General features: G+C 65.1%; 20 protein-coding genes and 1 tRNA gene. 16 read left to right on the forward strand and 5 right to left on the reverse strand.

Annotated elements, in window-relative coordinates; genetic code table 11:
- Positions 1-15: 15 nt before the first annotated feature.
- Positions 16-101 (forward strand) — tRNA-Leu (locus GTW58_RS07560).
- Between the two features lie 266 nt (positions 102-367).
- On the opposite strand, the gene GTW58_RS07565 is transcribed toward GTW58_RS07560, so the two are convergent.
- Positions 368-1,447 carry a hypothetical protein gene (locus GTW58_RS07565; protein ID WP_119932801.1) on the reverse strand — a complete coding sequence of 360 codons (1,080 nt, stop codon included), beginning with the start codon at positions 1,445-1,447 and terminating at the stop codon, positions 368-370.
- A gap of 42 nt (positions 1,448-1,489) precedes the next feature.
- On the reverse strand, positions 1,490-2,704 hold the full coding sequence (locus GTW58_RS07570; protein WP_119932802.1) for an MFS transporter: 1,215 nt from the start codon (positions 2,702-2,704) through the stop codon (positions 1,490-1,492).
- 134 nt (positions 2,705-2,838) lie between these two features.
- Here GTW58_RS07570 and arc point away from each other — a divergent pair, with 134 nt between their 5' ends.
- From arc to pafA, 4 genes are all read left to right on the forward strand, one after another.
- Entirely contained in the window at positions 2,839-4,557 is a 1,719-nt protein-coding gene (arc, locus tag GTW58_RS07575) for a proteasome ATPase (RefSeq protein WP_119932803.1), read from the forward strand.
- Positions 4,554-6,179: a depupylase/deamidase Dop gene (gene dop / locus GTW58_RS07580; protein WP_119932804.1), complete on the forward strand. Its 1,626-nt coding sequence runs from the start codon at positions 4,554-4,556 to the stop codon at positions 6,177-6,179. The genes arc and dop overlap by 4 nt, the downstream gene beginning before the upstream one ends.
- An 86-nt stretch (positions 6,180-6,265) precedes the next feature.
- The gene (locus GTW58_RS07585; RefSeq protein WP_119932805.1) at positions 6,266-6,478 is read left to right on the forward strand and encodes a ubiquitin-like protein Pup; all 213 of its coding nucleotides are present in this window, start codon (positions 6,266-6,268) and stop codon (positions 6,476-6,478) included.
- 4 nt (positions 6,479-6,482) lie between these two features.
- On the forward strand, positions 6,483-7,937 hold the full coding sequence (gene pafA, locus GTW58_RS07590) for a Pup--protein ligase (RefSeq protein WP_119932806.1): 1,455 nt from the start codon (positions 6,483-6,485) through the stop codon (positions 7,935-7,937).
- Between the two features lie 74 nt (positions 7,938-8,011).
- On the opposite strand, the gene GTW58_RS07595 is transcribed toward pafA, so the two are convergent.
- On the reverse strand, positions 8,012-8,299 hold the full coding sequence (locus tag GTW58_RS07595) for a hypothetical protein (protein WP_119932807.1): 288 nt from the start codon (positions 8,297-8,299) through the stop codon (positions 8,012-8,014).
- 219 nt (positions 8,300-8,518) lie between these two features.
- Between GTW58_RS07595 and GTW58_RS07600 the strand changes: the two genes are divergently transcribed.
- Positions 8,519-8,953 carry a hypothetical protein gene (locus tag GTW58_RS07600; protein WP_047692552.1) on the forward strand — a complete coding sequence of 145 codons (435 nt, stop codon included), beginning with the start codon at positions 8,519-8,521 and terminating at the stop codon, positions 8,951-8,953.
- A 93-nt stretch (positions 8,954-9,046) separates the two neighbouring features.
- Positions 9,047-10,360, forward strand: coding sequence for a M20/M25/M40 family metallo-hydrolase (locus GTW58_RS07605; RefSeq protein WP_119932808.1), 1,314 nt, complete (start codon positions 9,047-9,049; stop codon positions 10,358-10,360).
- A gap of 123 nt (positions 10,361-10,483) precedes the next feature.
- Here the strand turns inward: GTW58_RS07605 and GTW58_RS07610 are convergent, their stop codons facing one another.
- Complete coding sequence (locus GTW58_RS07610) at positions 10,484-10,729, reverse strand: DUF5703 family protein (RefSeq protein WP_119932809.1); 246 nt, start codon at positions 10,727-10,729, stop codon at positions 10,484-10,486.
- 39 nt (positions 10,730-10,768) lie between these two features.
- Here GTW58_RS07610 and GTW58_RS07615 point away from each other — a divergent pair, with 39 nt between their 5' ends.
- From GTW58_RS07615 to mshC, 3 genes are all read left to right on the forward strand, one after another.
- A complete protein-coding gene (locus tag GTW58_RS07615; RefSeq protein ID WP_119932810.1) occupies positions 10,769-11,086 on the forward strand; it encodes a hypothetical protein in 318 nt (105 codons plus the stop codon).
- A gap of 151 nt (positions 11,087-11,237) precedes the next feature.
- Positions 11,238-12,086: an undecaprenyl-diphosphate phosphatase gene (locus GTW58_RS07620; RefSeq protein ID WP_119932811.1), complete on the forward strand. Its 849-nt coding sequence runs from the start codon at positions 11,238-11,240 to the stop codon at positions 12,084-12,086.
- Between the two features lie 48 nt (positions 12,087-12,134).
- Positions 12,135-13,478: a cysteine--1-D-myo-inosityl 2-amino-2-deoxy-alpha-D-glucopyranoside ligase gene (mshC, locus tag GTW58_RS07625; RefSeq protein WP_119932828.1), complete on the forward strand. Its 1,344-nt coding sequence runs from the start codon at positions 12,135-12,137 to the stop codon at positions 13,476-13,478.
- A 21-nt stretch (positions 13,479-13,499) separates the two neighbouring features.
- Here mshC and GTW58_RS07630 read toward each other — a convergent pair whose 3' ends face one another.
- Positions 13,500-14,399, reverse strand: a complete 900-nt coding sequence (locus tag GTW58_RS07630) for a PAC2 family protein (protein ID WP_119932812.1) — start codon at positions 14,397-14,399, stop codon at positions 13,500-13,502.
- Between the two features lie 54 nt (positions 14,400-14,453).
- Here GTW58_RS07630 and GTW58_RS07635 point away from each other — a divergent pair, with 54 nt between their 5' ends.
- The 6 genes from GTW58_RS07635 (at position 14,454) to GTW58_RS07660 (ending at position 22,197) form a co-directional block, all read left to right on the forward strand.
- Positions 14,454-15,287, forward strand: a complete 834-nt coding sequence (locus GTW58_RS07635; protein ID WP_157980476.1) for an HAD family hydrolase — start codon at positions 14,454-14,456, stop codon at positions 15,285-15,287.
- Positions 15,274-16,464 (forward strand): site-2 protease family protein, encoded by a 1,191-nt coding sequence (locus GTW58_RS07640; RefSeq protein ID WP_119932814.1) that lies wholly within the window; start codon positions 15,274-15,276, stop codon positions 16,462-16,464. The genes GTW58_RS07635 and GTW58_RS07640 overlap by 14 nt, the downstream gene beginning before the upstream one ends.
- Positions 16,465-16,551: 87 nt before the next feature.
- Positions 16,552-17,658 carry a tRNA (adenine-N1)-methyltransferase gene (locus GTW58_RS07645; protein WP_081994482.1) on the forward strand — a complete coding sequence of 369 codons (1,107 nt, stop codon included), beginning with the start codon at positions 16,552-16,554 and terminating at the stop codon, positions 17,656-17,658.
- A gap of 119 nt (positions 17,659-17,777) precedes the next feature.
- Positions 17,778-19,487: an FKBP-type peptidyl-prolyl cis-trans isomerase gene (locus tag GTW58_RS14605; RefSeq protein ID WP_119932815.1), complete on the forward strand. Its 1,710-nt coding sequence runs from the start codon at positions 17,778-17,780 to the stop codon at positions 19,485-19,487.
- Between the two features lie 71 nt (positions 19,488-19,558).
- Positions 19,559-19,954, forward strand: a complete 396-nt coding sequence (locus tag GTW58_RS07655; protein ID WP_119932816.1) for an FKBP-type peptidyl-prolyl cis-trans isomerase — start codon at positions 19,559-19,561, stop codon at positions 19,952-19,954.
- 8 nt (positions 19,955-19,962) lie between these two features.
- The gene (locus GTW58_RS07660) at positions 19,963-22,197 is read left to right on the forward strand and encodes a helix-turn-helix transcriptional regulator (RefSeq protein ID WP_232818019.1); all 2,235 of its coding nucleotides are present in this window, start codon (positions 19,963-19,965) and stop codon (positions 22,195-22,197) included.
- Positions 22,198-22,205 lie beyond the last annotated feature (8 nt).

The following is a 22,205-nucleotide window of genomic DNA, read 5'->3' on the forward strand; positions in this document are numbered from 1 at the left end:
GGCTCCCGGTCACCTGCGCGGGTGGCGGAATAGGCAGACGCGCTAGCTTGAGGTGCTAGTCCTCGTATTAGAGGGTGGGGGTTCAAGTCCCCCTCCGCGCACAATATTGCAAGGCCCCTGACCTGGGTTTGTCGACCAGGTCAGGGGCCTTTTGCGTGTCTGGCTGCCAGTTCGGCGGGTCCCCGGCGCCAAGACCCGAGCCGGTGCCACTTTGGTACGTCATCAGCCCTTCATGCGGGACCAAACTGCCGCCGGCTTGAACGTAGCCAGTCGCCTCACCCGAGTTCTGCGCAATCTGAGCCGTCATCAGCGCCTGATGGGGTCCCAGAGTGCGCAGAACTCGCCCAGCACAGCACCACCCGCAGGATCAGTCCTCTGCATACCGGCGCTGGCGCTCGCGTTGGCCGTGGGTGAGCTTCTTGAGGTCGGTACGGCTGTCAAAGCTGGAGCCCAGCCCTCCGGCCACCACTCCCATGGCTGCACTGAGCCAAGCGATGTCCAAGTAGTTGGTGAACTGGACCCGATCCGTGTCCAAGAGCGTGGCCATAAACTCCGGGGAGATCACAATCAGCCCACCCAGCAGAATCAACACCACCAGCAGCAGGTAGAGCGCCACCACGCAGACCAACAGGGTGAGGATCGTGGAGAGGTTGTAGAGCGCCATGACGCGGGAGAGGCTGTCCTTGACCGGCCGGTCCCACAGCCCGTTACTCACAATCAGCCAGGTGACCATCACCGCCACAGCCAGCACACCGATGGATACCAGCCGCACCGTGCTCAGGTATTCGGCCATCTGCCAGATGGAGCTGTAGAAGATGCCGAACGCACCGGTGGCAGTGGCTGCCGCAAGGGCGCTGGAGAGCCGCGGTGCTGTGCGCCAGGGGTCGTTGGCCATGGTCATGCCCATGACGGTGCGCACAGATCCAACCCACCGCCCGGAGCGCAACCCCACATGCCCGCTGTCCAGGGCGAACCACTCGGTCCAGCGCACCCGGGGCTGCGGATCTGCTCCAAGCTCACCGGGGGAGTCGGCACCCGACGGCGGAATCAACCGCGCCACGCAGTCCAACAACACCTTCAGGATCCGACGCCGCGTGGTCACGGCCCCCACCGCTGGGCAGGAAATGACACCCACGTTGTGTTCCGGAAAGATCTCGGCCACCAGTGGGTGATCTTCCCGGTACCGAGGGATTTCGGTGAGCAGAAGGACGGCATCGACGTCGTCGTAGTGGGCGGCCAGGGCTGCCGCCGAGGCCACGTCCAGAGTGTTGTCCGGGCGCAGGCGAATGGTGTCCGTGACGGTGAGCAGATCCACGGTGTGGGGGTAGGTCCGCACCAGGTGGGAACGGAAACGGTCCTGAATTTTGGACACACGCCGCGATGGCAGACCGGGATCACTGATGAGCAGGATCCGCAGTTTGGGTGGTTCTGGGAGGTCGGGGGCCATGCACCCACCGTATCCGTAAGCACCCCGTCGATTAGGTCATCGTCAGGCGGGGTCGCGACGCTGCAGCACCGCCACAGCCCCAGCGCACACCAGGCCGGCCAGCACCAAGGCTGCCGACCACAGCATCACGGAGATCCATCCGAAAGAGCTCCACAGGTGCGTTGACAGAGTCCCGGAGACCGTGGAGCCCGCGTAGTAGAGCACCAGGTAGGCACTGGATGCCCGGGCCGTGCTCAGACGCAGCCGGTGCGCCCGGTCCACCACCCAACCGCTGAGCATGGAGTGGGTTCCCATGAACGCGAAGGTCAGCAGCCCCAGGCCGAACATGGCGGTGGCCACCAGGTCGGGGGAGGTCACCGCTACGGCCACACCCATGAGCAGCAGCCCAGCCACCACGGTGGCAGGCCGGTCCAGCCGAGCCCCGATCCTGCGGAAGATCGCCGGCGCCAGGATCCCCACGGGGTATGCCAGGTAGACCAGTGCGGCCTCGTTGCCCAGGTTGAACGGCTCAGCTTCCAGGCGCAGGGCGATGGCGTTGTAGGCCCCCACGAACACCGCCATGATCAGCCCACCCAGAACACAGATCAACACGATCTGGGCGTGACGCAGCACCGTGAAGGTGCCGAACAAGACCTCGTGCACCGGCAGCCGCTGCTTGGACGGGGCATCGGCAGGCAGTGCCACCATCACCACCACGCCGATCAGCACGGAGAACACGCCCAGCACCCACGCGGAGACCTGCCACCCACCCAGCTCGGACAGTGGTTGCGGCAGCAGACGTCCCAGCGCCCCGCCCATGGCCGTTCCGGCAATGTAGAACGCGTTGGCCGCCGGATGCGCCGCGTTGTCCACCTGCTCCCGCAGATACGCCAGCGCGATGGCCGGTAGGCCTGCCAGGGCCAGACCGGAAAGCGCTCGCAGCACCAGGAAGATTTCCCAGTTCGGAGCCAGGGCACACCCCAGGGTGAACAGGCCGGAGAGCACCAGGGACCCGGACATCACCCAGATTCGACCCAGGGCATCCGCCAGCGGCCCGGCCAGCAACAGCCCCACCATCATGGCCAGGGTGGTGGCAGACAGCGCGGCTCCCGTGGCACCTTCAGCAACGCCGAAAGACCGTGCGAACTGCGGCAGCAGCGGCTGCACAAAGTAGATCACCGCAAAATTCGCCAGCCCACCCAGACCCAGCGTGCCCAGGATGCGCCGGTACTGCGGCGAGCCTGCGGGGAATCCAGGGGAGGGCGTACGAATCGACACCCCTTCACCTAAACACAGACCCACGCACCCCACGGCCAGGGACCCACCCACAGCACAGGGCATAGAGTTGGGCGGTAGGCCCGTACCCACCACTGCATGCCCGGCCCCGGGCAGGATCAGGATTGACGACGACGATGACCGACTCCCCATCGAACGCATCCCACCCGGCAGCGGAGAACGGCACGGACCAGCGGGCCGCCCAGCTGGCCACAGCCCACCGGCAGGTTGCAATCGTGCGGGAGGAAAAGCGAAACCTGGACCGGCAACTGGCCACCGCCGGACAGCAGAACCAGAAGCTGCGCACCGCGTTGGAGGGTGCCCGCGAGCAGATCACCAAGCTCAAGAAGGCCCTGGAACATGATCTGGCCCTGCCGCTGTCCGTGGGGACGTTGATCCGCGTGATTCCCGCCGGGAACTCGGCAGGCACCAAGGACATCAGCACGGATGTGATGGTATCCGGGCGCAACGTGCGCTGTGCAGTTTCTCCGCTGGTTCCACAGGGTGCCCTGGAGCCGGGGCGTCAGATCCTGGTGGATGAGCACTCCGTCGTCGTTGCGGTGTTGGGCTACGAGGCCACGGGCGAACTGGCCAATGTGCGCGAGGTGGTGGACGGCACCCGTGTGGTGACCGTGGGGCGTTCCGATGAGGAGCGGGTGCTGCGCATGTCCGGGACCCTGCGCAAGAACCCGCCGCAGCCGGGGCAGACCGTCAGCATCGACCACCGTACGGGTTTTGCGTTGGAGGTGGTCAAGCGCACCGGCATGGAGGAGCTGGTGCTAGAGGAAGTGCCCAACGTGCGCTACCAGGACATCGGTGGCCTGGGTGCGGAGATCGAGGCCATCAAGGACGCCGTGGAGCTGCCGTTTGTCCACCCGGACCTGTACCGACAGCACAAACTGACCCCGCCCAAGGGCATCCTGCTCTACGGTCCGCCAGGCAACGGCAAGACCATGATCGCCAAAGCCGTGGCACGGTCCCTTGCCGAGCGTGCGGCAGAAAAGTCCGGGCGGGAGCAAGCCAAGGGTTACTTCCTGAACATCAAGGGCCCCGAGCTGCTGGACAAGTACGTGGGGGAGACCGAGCGGCAGATCCGCCAGATCTTCACCCGCGCCCGGGAACAAGCCGAGGCCGGCATCCCCGTGGTGGTGTTCTTTGACGAGATGGACTCCCTGTTCCGCACCCGCGGCTCCGGGGTCTCCTCAGATGTGGAAACCACCATTGTCCCGCAGCTGCTCACGGAGATCGACGGCGTGGAGAAGCTGGACAACGTGATCATTGTGGGCGCCACCAACCGGGAGGACATGATAGACCCGGCCGTGCTGCGCCCCGGGCGGTTGGACGTCAAGATCCGGATCGATCGCCCGGATGCTGCCGGAGCCCGGGAGATCTTTGCCCTCTACCTGACCCCGGATCTGCCGTTGCAGCAGGAAGAGATCATTGCCGCAGGCTCCCGGGAAGCTGCGGTGGAGGCACTGATCGACGCCGGAGTGGCAACCATGTACGCCCAGACGGATGCCACCCGGTTCCTGGAGATCACCTACAAGGCCGGCGAGCGCGAAACCCTGTGGTTCTCCGACTTTGCCTCCGGTGCGGTGATCCGCAACATTGTGGACCGGGCAAAGAAACAGGCCATCAAGGGTCTGCTGACCCGCCAGGTACGTGGCATCAGCATGGAGCACGTGCGCCAGGCGGTGGCCCAGGAGTTCATGGAGCAACAGGACCTGCCGGACACCTCTGATCCTGATGACTGGGCACGGATCTCCGGGCGCCGCGGGGACACCATTGCCGATCTGCGGATCGTGATGCACCGCGGAACGCGTCCGGAGGAGAACACCGGGGGTCGTCAGGCATGAGTGTGCGCCGCGTGATGGGGGCGGAAACGGAGTTCGGAGTGTTGGCACCTGCCAAGCCGATGGCCAACGCCACGGTGCTCTCCACCCGGGTGGTCACCGCCTATGCGGCCCTGGTGCGCCGTGAGCTGGGTGCAGTGGGGGAGACGGTGGCCGATTTTGACTACAGCTCGGAAACTCCGTTGCAGGATTCCCGTGGCTTTGCCATGGAACGGGCCAAGGCTCACCCCACCCAGCTCACGGACACCGCCCCGGTGCTGACCAGTGAGGAAATCGCGGCAGAAGCCCTGGCGGAACAGGGCATGTGGGAGGACTACGCCGCCCGGATCGTGATGAACACGGTGCTGCCCAACGGCGCCCGGCTCTACGTGGACCACTCCCACCCGGAGTATTCCTCCCCGGAGGTGCTCACCCCGCGTGATGCCGTGCTCTATGACCTGGCCGGGGATGCCGTGGCAGCCACCGTGGTGGAGGTTCTGGCGGCATCGGCCGAGGCCACCGGGTTGGAGCCCATCCACCTCTACAAGAACAACACCGACGGCAAATCAGCTTCCTACGGTTCGCACGAGAACTACCAGATTCCCCGGGACATCAACCTGGACCGGTTGCACGAGGCCTTGCTGCCGTTCTTCGCCTCCCGTCAAGTGGTGTGTGGTGCAGGCCGCGTGGGTCTGGGCACGGACGGTGCCCGGCCGGGATTCCAGATCAGCCAACGTGCAGACTTCTTTGAACGTCAGGTGGGTTTGGAAACCACCGTGCGCCGGCCGATCGTCAACACCCGGGACGAGCCCCACGCGGATGACTCCAAGTACCGCAGACTTCACGTGATTGTGGGAGACGCCAACCTGGCCCACCATTCCCAACTGTTGAAGTTCGGCATCACCTCCCTGGTCCTGCGTCTGGTGGAGCACAAAGCCGCCCCGGTGATCCCGCTCTACGATCCCGTGGAGGCCATCCACACCATCAGTCATGACCCCACCTTGCAGGCCACAGTGCCCACACGGGATGGCCGCAGGCTGACCGGCGTGCAGGTCCAGCGGCTCTTCCTGGAAGCCGCCGAAGCCCTGGAAGGTCCGGACCCGGATGCCGACACCGCCGAGATCCTGCACCTGTGGCGCGAGGTTCTGGACACTCTGGAGACCAACCCCATGGCCCTGGCCGATCGCCTGGACTGGATGGCCAAGTACCAGTTGCTGCTGACCTACAAGGACCGGGGCAACCTGGAGTGGAACGCACCCCAGCTGGCAGCCATCGACCTCCAGTATCACGACGTCAACCCCGCCAAGGGTCTCTACCACCGCCTGGCTGCTGCCGGTCGCATCCAGACCCTGTTCACGAATGACCAGATCCGAGCCGCCACCTGGACCCCACCGGCACAGACCCGCGCGGATTTCCGCGGGCGGTTGGTGGCGGCCTTCCCGGACGACGTCGTGACCGTGGGGTGGGACGCCGCCTCCGTGAAGTTCGACGGCGTCCACCGCGGCGCGCGTTTGACCATGCCCGAACCCACGGAACTGACCCAGGAGCAGACCGCCACCTGGTGGACGGCTGACACCGTGGAGGACCTGGTCCGACACATGGAAAAGGCCCACCCCACCTGGGTGTGGGCTTCTACCACGGACTGAACGCTCGCAGACTGAGCGCTCACAAACTGAGCACCGCGGTCTGAGCACCCAAACACACCACATCAACGCCTTCAAGAGGACACAACATGGCCCAGGAACGCATCACCAGCACCGGCTCCAAGCGGGAAGAGGAGACACCCCTTCCCGATTCTGCCCCCGCCCCCGCACCCGGTGGACCATCCGCCGCCGCCCAGGCGCAGGCCAACCAGGCCGATGACCTCCTGGCAGACATTGACGCCGTGCTGGAAGCCAACGCAGAAGAGTTCGTCAAGGGATTCGTGCAGAAGGGCGGTCAGTGACCCCATGGACCGCAGGATCATGGGCCTGGAGACCGAATTCGGCATTGTGCACACCGTGCCCACCGGAGCTGCCCTGAGCCCGGATGACACCGCACGGCGCCTGTTCCGTCCCATTGTGGAATGGGGGAGGTCCTCCAACGTCTTTCTGCCCAACGGCGCTCGCCTGTACCTGGACGTGGGTTCCCATCCCGAGTACGCCACCGCCGAATGCGCCACGCTGGAGGACACCGTGGCCCATGACCGCGCCGGTGAGTTGATCGTTGATGACATGCGCGGGCAGTTGGAAGCCAAGCTGGCGGAGGAGGGCACGGGCGGGTCCGTGTACCTGTTCAAGAACAACGTGGACTCCGCCGGGAACTCCTTTGGTTCTCACGAGAACTACATGATCGCCCGCTCAACCCGGTTCGCCCGCCTGGTGGCTCACCTGATCCCGTTCCTGGTCACCCGCCAGCTCATTGCCGGTGCGGGGCGTGTTCACCCGCAGGGTCCTGTGGCTTTTGGCCAGCGTTCCTTCTCCCAGAACGCCGGGCAACCCAGCTACTCCTTTTCCCAGAGGGCGGATCACATTTGGGAGGATTCGTCGTCGTCCACCACGCGCGCCAGGCCGCTGATCAACACCCGCGACGAACCCCACGGGGATGCTGAGCGGTTCCGGCGGCTGCACGTGATTGTGGGGGATTCCACCATGTCCACCACCACCACAGCACTGCGGTTGGGCGCCACGGACCTGATGCTGCGCATGATCGAGGCCGGTAACGCCCTGATCGACCGCACGTTGAAGGATCCGGCTCTGGCACTGCGCCAGATCTCCCACGATCTCACCGGCACGGTGCCCGTGGAGCTTGCCGACGGCACGCAGCGTTCCGCTCTGGACCTGCAACGTGAGTACCTGGAGACCGTGACCCGCTTTGTGCAGGCCAACGGCGCCCACCACGATCGCGTGGACTGGGTGCTGGATCTGTGGGCGCGCACCCTGGATGCCGTGCAGCGTCGGGACTTCACCGGAATCGACACGGAAATCGACTGGGCCATCAAGAAGAAGCTGCTGGACTCGTGGGTGGCGCGCAACGGCTCCGACTACGCAGCACCCCGGGTGGCGCAGATGGACCTGGCCTTCCACGACGTCGCCCCTGGCCGGGGACTGTTCCGCATGCTGGAGGAGCGGGGCATGGCAGCACGTCTGCCCGGCACCGATGGCTCGGAGGCTCAGACGGCTGTGACCACTCCGCCGGAAACACGCGCCAAGCTTCGCGGCGCCTTGGTCAAGGCGGCCATTGATGCCGGCAAACACACCACCATCGACTGGGTGAACGTCAAGATCAACGGCGCCACACAGCGGATCGTGACCTTGCGCGATCCCTTCCTCACACACGACGACGACGCCGCAGCCATGTTGGCGATTCTGCGCCGTGAAGCCGTCCGTGGATCCGAGCAGCCACCGGCGCCACCCATCATTTGAGTCAACTGTGTGGTGGACCCGATGCAGTGCTTGTGTGGGGCTGCCCGCGGCGGCCCCACACAGTCGGGGCTGTTTCAGGCAGCAAGCTGGATGATCTCCGGACCCCACCGCAGATAACGGCACACGGTCACTGCTGCATCCAGGGCGGAGTTGTAGTCCGTGTGCATTTGACGTGTCACCATCTGGCCGTCACCGGTGTGGATGGTCAGCTTCCATGCGGGCACACGGCGCAGGTTGGCAAACCAGGTGGTGCTGATGTCCACGATCGGGACGCCCACACATTGACTGGCGGCCACGGGGGGAAGAGGCAGGGGGTCGATCACGGCGCCATTGCCGTGAATCGGGGCAGAGTGCTCGGGCACAGGTTCTCCTGAGAACGGACCAGCTGGGGGACTGGATGAATGACATTGGGGGAATGTCCAACTGCAGAACAACTGTGGACATGATAACTGATCAGTGGGTTAGTGTGGGGACATATTGCTGTGATTGCATTTAGAGTCGCCAGGTCTGGCCGTTAGCATGAATTCGGAGCTTGTGGGACAGTCCCTAAGTCCATCCACGCGGACCAGGAAGGTGACACCATGACGATCACGGCGCGCAGGACATCCAACGTTCTGACCCGTGCCGTCGCCGTCGTCACGCTGGCAACATCAACCGTGGTCATGAGCGGTTGTGGCCTCACCGGCCCCAGCCCCCGGGCGGTCACCCAGGAATTCGTCTCCGCCATGCAGAACCAGGACTGGGAGACTGCCTGCCAAACTCTCTCCCATGACTTCATCCACCGGAACATGAACGGGGACTCGCGCTACTGCGTGCATTACCTGAAGCAGTGGCACGCAGGCTCCAACACATTTGAGGGGATGTCTGTCCCCTCTCAGGACACCGAAACCCGCTCGGACGGCACCAAGGTCACGGTGGATCTGGCCAACGGCTCCACGGACCATGCGCGCGTGGTGGATGAAGGTGGGGAACTCAAACTGGCTCGCTACCCGGGTCAGGACAAAGCCGCGCGCTGATGGCCTAGCCTGGAGACACCATCCAGATGCACATGCGCCGCACGGCAACCGGTACCACCTGATGCCGCGGGGCTTCCCCCAAGGAGCAGCCCAATGAGCCAGCAGGACCAGGCCACCCCCCATGACGAGGCCGTGGAGATCGCACGGAATCTGATCCGGATCGACACCTCCAACTACGGCAGTGGCGACTCCAAGGGGGAACGGCGCGCCGCGGAATACGCCGCTGGCCTGCTGGAAGACGTTGGATTGAGCACCACCCTGGTGGAAGCCGCCCCCGGTCGTGCCAACGTGTTCGCCCGCATCCCCGGATCAGACTCATCGGCCAACGCGCTGCTGGTCCACGGTCACCTGGACGTGGTGCCTGCCATGGCCCAGGACTGGTCCGTGGACCCCTTTGCCGCTGAGGTGCGTGACGGCATGATCTGGGGCCGCGGCGCGGTGGACATGAAGGACATGGACGCCATGATGCTCTCCGTGGTCCGCCACATGCAGCGCACCGGCCAGCAGCCCAAACGGGACATCGTGATCGGGTTCTTCGCGGATGAGGAAGCCGGTATGGAGTACGGCTCCAAATGGGTGGTGAACAACCACCCCGAGCTCTTTGACGGTGTCACGGATGCCATCAGCGAGGTCGGCGGGTATTCAGCCACCATCGGTGGCCAGCGTGCCTACCTGCTGCAAACCGCGGAGAAGGGCCTGATGTGGCTTCGTCTGCACGCGGACGGCACGGCTGGTCACGGTTCCCAGGTCAACCACGACAACCCCGTGACCACGTTGTCCCGGGCGATCGCCAACATTGGTGAACAGCAGTGGCCCATTGAGCTGACCAAGACCACTCGGCAGTTCCTGGACGCGGTCACGGAACTGACCGGCGTCGAATTCGATCCTCAGAACCCTCAGAAGTTGCTGGCGGAACTGGGCTCCGTGGCGCGATTTGTGGGTGCCACGCTGCAGAACACCGCCAACCCCACGCAGTTGCGCTCGGGATACAAGACCAACGTGATTCCAGGCTCCGCTCAGGCCGGGTTGGACGTGCGCTATCTGCCGGAACAGCGCGAACTGGTCCTGGCCAAGCTGCAGGAACTGGCGGGGGAAAAGGTGCGCATCGAGTTCGAGTCCGATCAGATCGGGCTGGAGGTTCCGTTCTCCGGCACCGTGGTGGATGCCATGGTGGATGCGCTGCAGGTCCATGACCCGGAGGCCGTGGTGTTGCCCTACATGCTCTCGGCCGGCACGGACAACAAGTCCTTGGACCCGTTGGGGATCACAGGGTACGGATTCGTGCCGTTGCGCCTGCCCGAGGAGTTGGACTTCCCCGCCATGTTCCACGGCGTGGATGAACGGGTACCCATCGCCTCCCTGGAGTTCGGCGCCGACGTCCTCCACACGTTGCTCACCAACTACTGATCCCCACCCTCGTCCCTCACCCGCCGAGTAGGCCTTTTGATCGCCCCCGACCCACTCAGGGGCGATCAAACAGCCTGTTCGGCGGAGGAGGAGCGGAGCTGTTCGGCGGGGGAGGGGCGGGGGTTATTCGGCGGGGTAGAGGGTGCTGCGGACGCGCATCACGCGGCGTCGCATCCAAAACTTCCTGGTACCTCCGTAGAGATGCACCGATCGGGTCAGTTCCCATTTGCCGTACTCGGCGTGTTCGCTCAGGCGCATCCGGGCATCGGCAACACGCTCGCCAGGTGCCACGGTCAGCACCAGGTATTCAAAGCGCTGATCAGCGTCCATGGTGATCCGGGCTGTGCTGTGCACGATTTGCTCTCTCATCTCTCCCCATTCTGCCCGCGGACGGGTAACGTCTGAACCATGAGCACCGATCCGCGAGTCGCCCTGCAGTCCCTCGTTTCCGCCCTTGAGGAGCACCTGGCTGCCCTCTCCAACCGTCGCAGTGACCAGGACCCTGCCGTCGACGCCGCTTACGTGGCCATTGCCGATGCCTTCGATTCCTACGAAGAAGCCCTGTACGACAACTTTGATGAAGTCACCCCCCTGACCGTGTTCGCTGACGACGACGAAGACGATGACGACGAGTTTGATGACCTGGAAGAAGGCGACGACGACTCCTCCCCCCTGGATGAGGATGACTACGACGACCTTGACGAGGATTCCTCTGAAGATCGCTGAGTCTTCTGACCCACGCTGACTGAGAACAGCCCCCACCGGCGCCCCCGCGAACTGATCGCGGGGGCGCCGTCGTCTGGTGTGGTCACAACTGTGAGGGACCACGCAGGCTGTTGACGGGCAATGTGGAATCCACGTGATCTAAGGTGGCCGGGTGGACTGGCTTTCAACAATCATTCTTGGCCTGGTGCAGGGACTCACCGAGTTCCTCCCCGTCTCCTCGTCAGCGCATCTGCGCATTGTGGGGGAGTTCCTTCCCGGCGGTGCCGACCCCGGTGCGGCCTTCACGGCCATCACCCAGCTGGGTACGGAAACGGCTGTGGTGATCTACTTCTGGCGCGACATCGTGCGGATCGTCAAGCACTGGGCGCTGTCCCTGGTGGGCCGGATCGACCGCAAGGATCCGGATGCCCGCATGGGTTGGTTGATCATTGTGGGTTCGCTGCCCATCGGTGTTCTGGGCCTGTTGTTGGAGGACTGGATCGACACCTCCTTCCGCAGCTTGTGGATCACGGCCACCATGTTGATCGTGTTCGGTGTGTTCCTGGGCATCGCTGACAAGGTGGGCAAGCAGGTCCGCACATTGGAGAACCTGAGCGTCAAGCACGGTCTGCTCTACGGTTTTGCTCAGGCCCTGGCCCTGATTCCCGGTGTTTCCCGTTCCGGTGGCACCATCACCGCCGGTCTGCTGATGGGTTACAAGCGTGAGGCTGCTGCCCGCTACGCCTTCCTGTTGGCCATCCCGGCCGTGTTCGCCTCCGGGCTCTACAAGCTGGCCTCGGAGATCACGGATCCCTCACCGGCGGCCTACTCCATGACCCAGACTCTGGTGGCCACCGTGGTCTCCTTTGTGGTGGCCTACGTGATCATCGGCTGGTTCATGAACTACATCTCCAGCCGGTCCTACTCCTTGTTCGTGTGGTACCGCATTGCACTGGGTCTGGTGGTCTTCCTGCTCCTGGGCTTTGGCGTGATCTCTGCCATCCCCACTGTCACGCTCTGATCCAGCCCCCCCGCTGTAGCTGCCCCCCGTTTCTGTTGAGAGGTGTCCATGAAGTCCTGGTCCGCGCGTCCCGTCCCTGATCTGCCCGGCCGCGCGCCTGTACCGGCGATCTTCGACACCCGCACCCAGCAGGTGGAGCAGTTGCCCCGGCAGGAACGGGCCAGCCTGTACGTCTGTGGCATCACCCCGTACGACGCCACGCACATGGGCCATGCCGCCACCTACGTTGCTTTTGACGTCCTGCACCGCGCGTGGCTGGATGCTGACATGGCGGTGGACTACGTCCAGAACGTCACGGACGTGGATGATCCGCTGTTGGAACGGGCCCACCGCGACGGCGTTGACTGGCGCGACTTGGCTGCCGATCAGATCCAACTGTTCCGCACGGACATGACGGCCCTGAACGTCCTGCCACCGGCGCATTACACGGGTGCCACCGAATCCGTTGACTGGATTGTGCCCGCTGTGGAGGAGCTCATGGCCCGCGGCCTGGCGTACCGCGTCAACGGCCAGGACGGGGAGCCTGATGGGGATGTCTACTTCGACGTCGCCGCCGTGGGTGCCCTGGGCGCTGACGGCAACGCGCCGTCGGAACCGCAGTCGGCCTGGGCCACACCGTGCGGCCCCGACGACGGCGGAACGGGTGCCTGCCCCGGTGCCTGGGAACTGGGGCAGATCTCCAACCTGACCCGTGAGCAGATGCTGCCTCTCTTCGCGGAGCGTGGTGGAGACCCCGAGCGTCCGGGCAAGCGGGACGCCCTGGACCCGCTGCTGTGGCGGGTGGAGCGTGTTGGCGAGCCGTCCTGGGACGGGGCGTCACTGGGCCGTGGCCGGCCCGGGTGGCACATCGAGTGTTCGCTGATCTCCCTGCAGTACCTGCCCGCTCCGTTCACCGTGCAGGGTGGAGGATCGGACCTGGTGTTCCCGCACCACGAGATGGGTGCAGGTCACAGCTGGTCCATTTCCGGGCATCCCATGGCGCGTAGTTTCATGCACACCGGCATGGTGGGCCTGGACGGGGAGAAGATGTCCAAGTCCTTGGGCAACCTGGTGTTGGTCTCCAAGCTGCGCGCCCAGGGTGAGGACCCCAACGCCATCCGCCTGGCCATCATGGCCCAGCACTACCGCACGGACTGGTTCTGGACGGATGAGTTGCTGGACTCTGCCCGCAAGCGTCTGGCCCTGTGGCGTCAGGCCGCTGACCTGGCGCAGGACGGTTCTTTTGAATCGGCTCTGGAGCCGGTTCGCGTGACCCTGGCACAGGATTTGGACACCCCAGCCGCACTGGCCGCCGTGGACCAGTGGGCTCAGGCTGCGATTGCCGGCGCCCCGGGTTCGGGAGACTCCCTGGCGCGGGCCGCCATCGAGGCCCGGCTGGGCATCACCTTGTGACCTGAGGGCACCTGTCTCCCGTCAGTCCTGTTCACGACGACGCAAGAAGCGTTCGAACTCCTGCGCAATGGCATCTCCCGATGCCTCGGGAAGATCTGTGGTGTCCTTGGCCTCTTCAAGTTTGGCCACGTAGGCAGCAATTTCAGGGTCGTCCTCCGCAAGGTCATTGACCCCGCGTTCCCAGGCCTCGGCGTCTTCCACCAGATCCTCCAGGGGAAGATGCAGGCTCAGCAGATCCTCGAGCTTGCGGATCAGCGCCAGCTGCGCCTTCGGTGACGGGGATTGACCCACGTAATGCGGCACCGCTGCCCACAAGCTCACCGTGGGGATGCCGGAAACTGCAGCCAGGTGGGAGAGCACTCCCACAATCCCAGTGGGCCCCTCGTACTCGGAACCGGAGACCTCCAGCTCATCCTGAAGCTCATCCGTGTCCGAGGTGGTGGAGACCGGAATGGGGCGGGTATGGGGTACATCAGCCAACAAGGCGCCCAGCATGACCACAAAGTCCACGTCCATGGCAGCGGCCTGTTCCAAGAGTTCTGCGCAAAAGCTGCGCCACCGATACGACGGCTCCCACCCGTGCAGCAGAACCAGATCCAGGTTGGTGCCGTCCACCGTGGCGGTGGAGAGTTTGGTGGTGGGCCACACCAGTTTGCGCTCACCCGTGGCTGAGCGCGTCATGCGGGGGCGGGAGTACTGGTAGTCGTAGTACTCATCAGCCGCCACTTCAAAAACTTCACGAGCCCCGTAGTGCTCGCCGAGCATCTTGACGGTGTCCGTGGCGGCATCACCGGCATCGTTCCACCCTTCAAAAGCTGCCACCAGGACTTTGACGCGCTCCGGGGAACCCGCTTCACGGACCACTCCGAAGGGGCCGGCCTGCGGTTCTGAATGGGGCTGGGTTTCGTCGAATCCGTTCACCCATCTCACTCTACGCGGATGGTTGGCTCTGATCAGCCCGATAGGATCCACCCCATGGATTCCCGCACCCAGGACCCACACCACCAAAACCGGTCTGCCGATGATCGGCGCGGCGCTGTCACCAATCAAGGCCGTACTGGTGCCGAGCAGGACCCTGCCGTCAATTCGGGCCCGCCTGATGCCGTGCTGTGGGACATGGACGGCACCTTGGTGGACACGGAGGTCCACTGGTTTGCCGCCGAGGCTGATCTGATGGCACAGCACGGTGCGCCATGGACGCACCAGGACTCCTTGGACATGGTGGGCTCCAATGAAGCCGACATGGTGGCCGCCATGCAGGGCAGAGGCCTGGACCTCAGCGCCCAGGAGATCGTGGAGGGTCTGAACACGCGGGTCAGGGATGGCATAAGCCGGGATCTCCCGTTGCGCCCGGGCGCGTTGGACCTGCTGGTTGCCTGCCGTCAGGCTGAGATCCCCACTGCCCTGGTCACCAACAGCGATTCCGTCCTGGCAGGTGCCGTACTGGAGGAACTGAACCGCCCAGCTCGGCACCGCGGTTGGAGCGGAGGCCAACTCTTTGACATTCGGGTCACCGGTGATCTGGGTCTGCCCGGCAAACCCGCTCCTGCGCCCTACACCTTTGCGGCGCGCCGGTTGTCGGCACTGGCCCGGGAGCGGGGTCACGGGCCTCTGAACATTGAGCGGATGGTTGCCATTGAGGACTCCCCCACCGGAGTACGCTCTGCCGTGGCGGCAGGTGCCACTACGGTGGCCGTGGTGAATCTGGCCCCGCTGGAGAACAACGGTGCCACGGTGGTCCTGGACTCCCTGGATGGCGTGACCGTGCAGGATCTGATGGGGTGGATGGAGGGCCATGCCGCCCGTTGAGGCTGCTGGACCCGCTCGAGGAAAGCGGAAGTCCCTGCGTCTGGGACGGGTTGGTGGATTCCCGCTGCTGCTGGACCGGTCCTGGTTTGTGATCGCCGCGGTGATCATCCTTCTGTACTCACCTGTGCTGGGGCGGGTGCTGCCCAACATCGGCGGGTGGTCCTACGCCGTGGCGGCGGCCTTCTGTCTCCTGCTGGCGCTCTCCGTCCTGTTGCACGAGTGGGCCCATGCGTGGACGGCACGAGCGTTCGGGTGGCCCGTCACGCACATCACGTTGTCCCTGATGGGCGGACACACCAGTTTTGGCGCCACCAGGACCTCCTGGTTGGCCTCCCTGGTGATTTCCGTGGCCGGGCCGGTGGCCAACATCCTCCTGGGTCTGGCGGGATGGGTGGCGGTGGCAGCACTGCAACCGTTGGAGGCCGGTGGTGCGTTCAACGTGGTGCTGGTGCTTGTGGAACTCACCAGCTGGGCCAACTGGTTTGTGGGCATCTTCAATCTGATTCCCGGCCTGCCCCTGGACGGCGGACGCGCCCTGGAAGCGGTGGTCTGGGGCATCACTGGGCGCGAGTTCGTGGGAACGGCCGTGGCGGCATGGACCGGACGGGTCATTGCCGTCCTGGCGGTGGCTTGGATTCTGGTCAGTGGCTTGTGGCGTTCCATTCCGTTGCTGATCCTGGCCGGTTTGCTGGTGTGGATGCTGTGGGCCGGCGCCGCCTCATCCCTGCGGCGGGCCCGCGCCGCCCGCGCGATGTCCGGAATACGCGCCGTGGACCTGATGGAACCAGCCATTGCGGTTCCAGCTGAGACCACGCTGGCCACCGTGGAAGCCATCCTCCGGGGTGCCTTCAGCAACCCCGCGGACACCGTGGCTAAACCAGGCCCAGTCGCGGTGTTGGCCATGGATGGCCAGGACTGTGTTGGCATGCTCAACCCCGCTCGGGTGACCGCTGAGGACCCGCACCAACGGGCCCACCTGGCCCTTGGCGAGGTCATGGACCCGGTGACCGGCAACGCTGTCATTCCATCTGATCTTGCGGAACTGAACCTGCTGGAAGCCACGGCCCGCAGCGCCCAGCCGATGTTTGTCGTCGTCGATGGCCACGGGACACCGGTTGGTGTTCTGAGAGCGGCGCGGTTGAACACCGTGCTGCGGGAAGCCGGACTACTCCGGTGACGCGGCACCAAAACCGCACCAGGCAAGCCCGGCGCAGATGACACAATGGGCCGCACCGACCCCGTAGCACCACCTGAAAGTGAGCCCATGACCCAGTCCCACACGCAGCCCACCGGCGCCATCAACCGACGCGGACCCATGCGTGAAGGGGAACGGATCCAGCTCACGGATGACCGCGGAAAGCTGACCACCATCACGCTGACCGTGGGCGCTGAATACCAGACCCACAAGGGTGTGCTGCCGCATGATCTGTTGATCGGTCAGCCGGAAGGCACCGTGGTGCAGAACTCCGTGGGCATCCAGTACCAGGCGCTGCGGCCCCTGATGAAGGACTTTGTGCTCTCCATGCCCCGCGGTGCGGCCGTGGTCTATCCCAAGGACGCCGGCCAGATCGTGACCATGGGAGACATCTTCCCCGGCGCGCGTGTGGTGGAGGCCGGGGTGGGCTCCGGTGCTCTGACCATCGCACTGCTGCGGGCTGTGGGAGATGAAGGCACTGTGCACTCCTTTGAACGCCGGGAGGAGTTCGCGGAGGTGGCCGCCGGCAACATCGCCACCATGTTCGGCGGCTCCCACCCGGCATGGCAGTTGAGCATCGGGGACCTGGCCGAGGAACTGGGCAATGCCGAAGCACCCGGGTCCGTGGACCGTGTGGTCCTGGACATGCTGGCCCCGTGGGAGTGTTTGGACGCCGTGGCCCAGGCCTTGACACCGGGCGGTGTGGTGATCTGCTACGTGGCCACCGTGACTCAGCTCTCCCGCACCGCTGAAGCCATGCGCACGGACGGGCGCTTCACGGAACCCGATGCCCACGAAACCATGGTCCGTGGCTGGCACGTGGAGGGTCTGGCGGTGCGCCCCGATCACCGCATGGTGGCGCACACGGGCTTCCTGATCACCGCCCGGCGGCTTGCGGACGGCGCCCCGCGCCTGGCGCCCAAGCGCCGCGCCTCCAAATCGGATTACACCCAGGAGGACCTGCAGGCCTGGACCCCCGTGGCCCTGGGGGAGCGGGAAGTCTCCGACAAGAAGGCCCGGCGCGCCAGCCGCGATGCCCAGCACCTGGCGCAACGGGCAGCTGTTGCGGACTCACACGCCCGCAACGACTCACAGGAGACCCACGCAGAGGGTGCTGGCACCCCGGCGACGGATACCGGAACCGAAACGGAGGCCCACGACGACGTCGTGCGTTGATTCAGCAAGTATCCAGATCACCCCGTTACGCTGGCTCAAAACCTTTGAGGGTGGACTTCACGCCGCCCAACCAACCGCCACTTGCCGCACGCGCCACTGCGTGCGATACGGAGGATCACGTGCGTAAGGCTTTGCTGAGGACCGGAACCGCAATCGGGGCAGCGCTGTTGTTGACAGCCTGTTCCCCCGGCGGATTCAACTCCGTGGAACTCAGCAACGATCCCTCCGCCGGGGACGTCCCGGAGATCACCTTTGAAACCCCCGTGGAGGTGGAGGAGAACCAGACCAAGGTCTTGCGTGAGGGTGACGGCGCGGAGATCCAGGACGGTTCTGTGCTGCTGGCCCAGGCCGTGATCTACCGCGGCTCTGACGGTGAGGAGGTGGGGGAGTCCTACTCCTCCGGTGCGGGCCAGATCCTGAAAGTTGATTCTGACCTCAAGGAACGACTTCCTGAGCTCTACGATGCCCTGACTCAGATGAAGGTGGGCGGCATTTTGGCGTACTCCTCACCGGCCACCGCGGGGCAGTCCGGGCAGGAGGGCGACAACTCCACCTCGGTTGAGGTCTATGAGATCGTCCAGGAGATCCCCACGCAGATCGAGGGGGAGATGTCCGATTCACCGGACGGTCTGCCCGAGGTCACGGAGAACGACGACCGTGTGCCGGAATTCGGTGAGATCGATGGCGACGCCCCGGACGAGATGGTCTCCGACTATCTGATCGAAGGCGATGGGGACGCGGTGGAAGCAGGCCAGACAGCGGTGGTGAATTACGTGGGTGCCCGTTGGGAGGACGGGGAAACCTTTGACTCCTCCTGGGAGGCCGGTGCACCTGCTGCGCTGCCGTTGGACAATGCCATTGCCGGATGGTCCGAGGGTCTGGAGGGCAAGAAGGTCGGCTCCCGGGTGATTCTCTCCGTCCCTGCGGACAAGGCTTACGGCACCACGGAGGAATTGGGGGAGGACTCCGGCTATCCCACAGGGGACTTGTTGTTTGTGGTGGACATCCTGGCTGCCGTGGACACCCCGGAACCTGAGCCCCTGCCGGACCCCACGGCCTCGGTGGTCAATGAAGGTGACGGTGATGAGGTAGATGAGGGTGACACCCTCCTGGTGACTCGGGCCACGGTGACCAACGGCGAACCCGGGGATGCCACGCCCTCCGTGATGAGCCTGGACGAGACCCTGAAGGACGAGGATTCCTTCACCTATGACCAGCTCAAGGACGCCAAGGTGGGAACCTCCGTGGACATCACCACCTCCAGCAGGGCTGGTGCCGGGCAGATCTCTGAGTCCACCACTCGTTACACCGTGCGGGAGATCATACCCACGGAGGTGGATGGCCTCATGGAGCCCACTCCTGAGGGTCTGCCCATGGTCACCCAGACCGACGGCGGGGATCCGGAGATCGCCCAGCCAGAACGCGATGCTCCGGATGACCTGGTCTCCGAATACCTGATCGAAGGTGACGGCCCGGAGGTCGAGGACGGCCAGACCGTGGCGGTCAACTATGTGGGTGTGCGCTGGGAGGACGGTGAGGTCTTTGACTCCTCCTACGAACGCGGCACCCCTACGGCCTTCCCGCTGGACGGCGTGATTGACGGTTGGTCCGAGGGTCTCGAGGGCAAGAACGTCGGCTCGCGCGTGATCATCTCCATCCCGGCGGACAAGGCCTACGGAACCCAGGAAGAGATTGAGGAATCCGGGAATACAACAGCCCCCGCAGGTGATTTGCTCTTTGTGGTGGACATCCTGGGCGCCACGGACACCCCGGCAGCGGCCTCGGCCAGCCCGTCACCAGCTGCGGCCAGCCCGTCACCGTCCGAGTGACCTGACACCCCACACACCCACTGGCACCCAGTGGAATTGAACCCTCATCACAGACCCTCACGGAGGAAAACATGTCTTTCGGTCAGCGCAACCTGGACCGCAGCAAGCCCGAGGTCGACTTCCCGGAAGGGGAGGCCCCCACGGAGTTGAAGATCTTGGACCTGATTGAAGGCAAGGGCGCTGCCGCCCAGGCCGGCCAGCAGGTCTCCTGCCACTACGTGGGCGTCACCTTCTCCGGGGGAGAGGAATTCGACTCCTCCTGGAACCGCAACCAGCCCTTGGACTTCACCGTGGGCGTGGGACAGGTCATCCAGGGCTGGGACCAAGGCCTGCTGGGCATGCGCGTGGGTGGTCGGCGTCGTTTGGAGATCCCCTCAGAGATGGCCTACGGCGCGCGCGGCGCCGGCGGGGTGATCGGCCCCAACGAGTCCTTGATCTTTGTGGTCGATCTGCTCGACGTCCGCTGAGACCGTAAGTGCCCGTTGATCAGCAACGGCGCGCTTCCGAACGCCGTCTGAACCTGATTTTCGCGCTGCTCTACCGCGAGCGCGGTTACACGCGCTCGGAGTTGCGTGCTGCCGTACCGGATTACACGGCCATGCCCTCCGATGCGGCATTTGAGCGCGCCTTCGAACGGGACAAGCAGGAGTTGCGTGCTCTGGGCTTTCCCATCGAGGAGGTTCCGGAGGACGCGTTCTTTGAGGAGGAGACCGGTTTCCGGTACCGGATCGCCCGCGGTTCCTTTGCGCTGCCTGCGCTGCAGTTCACGGCGGAGGAAGCCGCGGTGCTCTCCTTGGCGGCCAACGCCTGGACCCAGACCCCGCTGGGGAGCACGGCGCGGCGTGCGTTGCGTAAGTTGGAGCCCGTTCTGGAGCCTGCCGCAGGCGACGACGACGCCCCGCTGATCCAGCCCACCATCAGCGTTCAGGAACCATCCTTTGCGCCATTGATGGAGGCTGTGCTCAAGCACCGCCAGGTGGGTTTTGACTATCTGGCCGCCTCCACGGACGAGCTGTCCACCCGGCGTCTTGAGCCGTGGGGCGTGGGTTCCCGGTTCGGGTCCTGGTACGTGATCGGTTGGGACCTGGACCGCCAGGCCGAGCGCACCTTCCGGCTCTCCCGGATCGTCTCCGATGTCCGGATCACCACCACCACGTTCACGCCACCGGCTGATTTCTCCATGAACCAGCGGTTGGACGCCATGGAGGCGGCCCCGCAGTTGGGCTCGGTGACGGTGGATGTTGCCCCGGGGCGCGCGCAGATGTTGCGGCGGATGGCTTCGGCCACCGCCCACGGTGCCGGCCACCGCGCTGCCGACGCTGCAGAGGGTTTTGACCGCCTGACAGTTCCGGTGACGGAGCCCGAGCGGGTTGCCGCCGAGATTGCAGCGGTGGGCCCGGACGCCGTGGTGCCAACCCCTGCAGATGTGCCAGGCCCCGCCTCGGAGCCAGACCCTGCCGTAGCGCCAGAACCAGCCGGTGCCGGCCAGGCCACGGAGGCCGCCACCTTGCAGCAGCGCGTCCGGGACAGCGTCCTGCGGCGTCTGGAGGCTGCAGCGGCCTTTCAGCAGCGCGTGGGTGGTGTGAAGGTGGACTGGTCCAAGACCTCCCGCAAGCCCCGGCGTTCCTCCAACTCCAGCGCCGATCGCCTGGCGCGCATGTTGGAGATCGTGCGCTACGTCTACGGTCATCAGGGCGTTGCCCTGGACGACGTCGCCGCACACGTTGAGGCCTCCACAGAACAGGTGGTGGAGGATCTGACCACGTTGTTCGTCTGCGGCCGCCCTGGACACACCCCGGACCAGCTGATTGAGGCGTCCTGGGATGAAGGCGCAGTCACAGTGGGCAATGCCGATGAGATCTCCTCACCCGTCCGCCTGACCCAGCCAGAAGCCTCTGCCCTGCTGGTGGGGCTGCAAACTCTGCGCTCCCTTCCCGGGGAACACACGCCTGCCATTGAATCCGCCCTGCGCAAAGTGGCGGAGGCCGCCGGTGAACCTGCCGCGGTGGCCGAAGCCGTGGGTGCCCGCCCGGATGAGACCTTTGTGGCTCTGGCCGTGGCAGCCCAAGAGGCCCAGGCGCCCGTGACCGATCACGAGGACTCCTCGGCCGTGGCGGCTACCGTCCGCCACGCGATCGACGCCAAGCAGCGGTTGTCCATCAGCTACATCGTGGCCTCCCGGGATGAAGTCACGCAGCGGGAGATCGACCCCCTGCGTCTGGTCTCGGCCAACTCCCACTGGTACGTCCTGGCCTGGTGCGCCCGCGCCCAGGACTTCCGGGACTTCCGCCTGGACCGCATCCGCTCCGCCGTGGCGGTGGGTCAAGCCGAAACCCACGACGACGACGCCACCGTCCGCCCGCCTGCTGCAACTGTTGCCGCAGCGGAACAGGAGATCGTGCTGGTCACGGATCGGCGTGCCCGGTGGGTTGCCGATCAGTACAGGGCCCGCCGCACGGCAGCCCTGAAGGTGCCCCGTGGACCGCGCCGCAGGGGTGGGGCGGCGGCTGTGCGGGCGTCGTCGTCGGCCCCGGTGGAATTCGAGGCCGCAGAGATTTCCTTCACCACGGAGGAACTGGCGTTCTCCCTGCTTACCCGATTCGGCGGCCAGGTGGGCGTGGTGGGCCCGGAGGCACACGCAGTTCGGGGGCAACTATGGGTGAACACTGCGCTGGCGGCCTATCAATCCGATTCGAGCACGGGTGACTGAGGTCTAGA

It is taken from the genome of Kocuria subflava (assembly GCF_012163155.1).
GTDB lineage: Bacteria > Actinomycetota > Actinomycetes > Actinomycetales > Micrococcaceae > Kocuria > Kocuria subflava.